The sequence below is a fragment of the Novosphingobium sp. B-7 genome (genome assembly GCF_000410615.1).
GTDB classification, from domain to species: domain Bacteria; phylum Pseudomonadota; class Alphaproteobacteria; order Sphingomonadales; family Sphingomonadaceae; genus Novosphingobium; species Novosphingobium capsulatum.
Window position 1 is genome coordinate 1 of record NZ_KE148515.1, and the last position, 2,492, is coordinate 2,492.

The 2,492-nt window shown below is 62.1% G+C and carries 4 protein-coding genes; 2 read left to right on the forward strand and 2 right to left on the reverse strand.

Features of this window, described 5'->3' with window-relative positions; genetic code table 11:
- Positions 1-766, forward strand: a 766-nt coding sequence (locus H926_RS0123580) for a HEPN domain-containing protein (protein WP_022678424.1), incomplete at its 5' end; no start/stop codon positions are given.
- 60 nt (positions 767-826) lie between these two features.
- Positions 827-1,285 carry a hypothetical protein gene (locus tag H926_RS0123585; RefSeq protein WP_022678425.1) on the forward strand — a complete coding sequence of 153 codons (459 nt, stop codon included), beginning with the start codon at positions 827-829 and terminating at the stop codon, positions 1,283-1,285.
- Positions 1,286-1,701: 416 nt separating this feature from the next.
- Here H926_RS0123585 and H926_RS34185 read toward each other — a convergent pair whose 3' ends face one another.
- Together H926_RS34185 and H926_RS35310 are read right to left on the reverse strand one after the other, a co-directional pair.
- Positions 1,702-1,869, reverse strand: coding sequence for a DUF6771 family protein (locus tag H926_RS34185; protein ID WP_022678426.1), 168 nt, complete (start codon positions 1,867-1,869; stop codon positions 1,702-1,704).
- Positions 1,870-1,945: 76 nt separating this feature from the next.
- On the reverse strand, positions 1,946-2,492 hold a 547-nt coding region (locus H926_RS35310; protein ID WP_237741180.1), incomplete at its 5' end, for a conjugal transfer protein TraD.

Sequence of the window (2,492 nt, forward strand, 5' to 3'; positions counted from 1 at the left end):
CGGCGGCTGGGTCGATGAGCCGCACACCGCCAAGGGCTACCAGTCGGACTATGATCTGCTCATCATCGTCAACGACAAGCGCCTGACCGACCGGGTCAAGTACTGGGCCAAGGTCGATGACCGGCTGATGCGCGAGTACGGCATTGCCGGTACGATCAAGACCCCGGTCAATTTCATCGTTCACACCCTGCAGGAGGTGAACGACGGGCTGGCCCATGGGCGCTACTTCTTCATGGACGTGGCCCGCGATGGCATCGCGCTTTACCAGAGCGACGATACCGAACTGCACCAGCCCAAGCCGAAGACGCCGCATGCGGCGCTGGCCATGGCGCAGGAGTATTTTGAGGAGTGGATGCCCACGGCCCAGCAGTTTCTAATCCAAGGTAATGAAGCAGCGCAGCGCGGATGGCACAACAAAGCTGCTTTCGAACTCCATCAGGCCGCAGAACGCCTTTACCACTGCGTCCTTCTCGTGGTGACCTTCTACACCCCGCACGTCCACAATTTGGCGTTCCTACGCACCCAGGCTGAGCGGCTGGACGTCCGGCTGGTCCACGTCTGGCCCAGCGACAACCGCAAGCAGCGCGCGATGTTCGAGAAACTGAAGGAAGCCTACGTCAAGGCGCGCTATTCCAAGCACTACCGGATCACCGAAGAGGAACTGGCCTGGCTGGGCGAGCAGGTCGAGGAACTCGGCCGCGTCGTTCATGCCATCTGTTCGGAACGCATCGCCCAGCTGGAAGCGACAGCGCGGCAGGCGGGCTAGCGGCCAGGATTTGAAATCGGCGGTCTTGTTCCGGGCGCATCTAAAAGAGCGGGGTGAACGATGGAGCAGGCCCTTGTCGCGTCACTCAAAGTGGTGGCGCACGTCATGGAGAACGCCCAGGATCCCTGGTGGATTATCGCGAGTGCGGCGGTCGCGTTGCATGGCGCCGATCCCGGGCCTGTTGGGGACGTCGATGTCCTTCTCAGTCTTTCCGATGCACGGCGGATAATCCCCACGTTGGGCCTTGCCCTTCAAAGCGGCTCTCATCATGCCGAATACCGCTCGACCATTTTTGCAACCTGGGGCGAGCCGCCACTGCCGGTTGAACTCATGGCCGGGTTCCATCACTGCCAGGATGGTCACTGGCGCGCTATCGTTCCAGCAACACGCCAGCGGATCGCGTTGGACAGCAAAACCTTGTTCATTCCCGATCGCACCGAACTGGGGAATCTCTTGCAGTCCTTCGGCCGGCCCAAGGACCTCGCACGGGCAGCGCGCCTCGCTGCGCTTTCTGCGTGAGGCATGCCATTTGCAGTTGCACCGGCAGTCACAAGACGTGTCGCGTAACCTGTGACTGCCGGTACAGCACAGAGCTTTAGCAGATCGCGCACGTCTGTGAATTGGTTTCCTCCGAAATGGCGATACCGGTAAGAGGTTTGCCGAGATGCCTATCAGAGCAATCCGTTTAACGCCCAATCGAACGACAACGTCTCCATATGCCCGTCTTGTCTGTTCATCAGAATTGGTTCGACGTCCCGTTATAAGCCAGCCCAGGGTTACGATACGGCATGGTGATTTGAGCGGGTGACGTCCTGCCTGACGTCCGGCTGACATTCAGCAAGCCGTGCGGGCGTCTGCACTGCTATCTGCCGCCACCGTGTCGCTGCCTTGCGGGATGTGCCGACGCGCAGTGGCTACTTGGTTGGCGCTGCTGTTCAGCCGTCTGCCGTCTGACTTCCTCCGATTGCATCGACCAGCATTGCAGCCAGCGCTTCTTCCGCGCGGGCGCGGGCCGATGCATCCTTGGCGGCAAGATCGTGGCGAAGCCACTGCGGTGCGCGTTCGATGACTCCGAGAATGCGGGTTTTGGTCTTGTCGCCCATGCATGTCCCTATGGCGACGCGGCTGGCGTGGGGCAACGTGCTGGCGACGGGTTGCGGAACGAGCGTTGCTGGCTGCTCAATCTTTGTCCTCGGTATCGGCAAAAGCCCGCTTGCCGCGTCGCCGCCACAACGCGAGTTGAGTGCCGGTCTCGTCGGTTCGCAGCTTCGCTGCCGCCTCGACCAGCAGCCCGAGGATCACGGCACGATCATCATCGGTCAGTTCAACGAGGCCCGCCTTGGCAATGAGGCCACCCAGTTCGATCAACAGCCTTGTCCGCTCTTTCCGCTTCACCTGCCAGGCTCGCGTGTCATGCCGCGCCTGTTGCAGCGCCAGGCGATGGCGCGCGCTGCTCGTGCGGCGCTGCTGGTTGCGCGTTGTCGCCAGTGCGCTGGCCAGTCGTCTGTTCGGACCGCGCGCCAGAAAGAACGCGGCGCCGCGTTTGCGCCATGCCTCCCGTCGTTGCGGATCGGTGATGGCGGCAATCGACAGCAGCGCGCCGGCCAGCTCCTCAATGGGCATTGCGTTGGCGCCGGTCGCCTCGACCAGTTCGCCAAGCTGGCTCTGCTTGCGTGCCTTGAGTTGCCTGGCCTTGGCGGTCAGCGCCTTGAGGTCCTCGTCATAG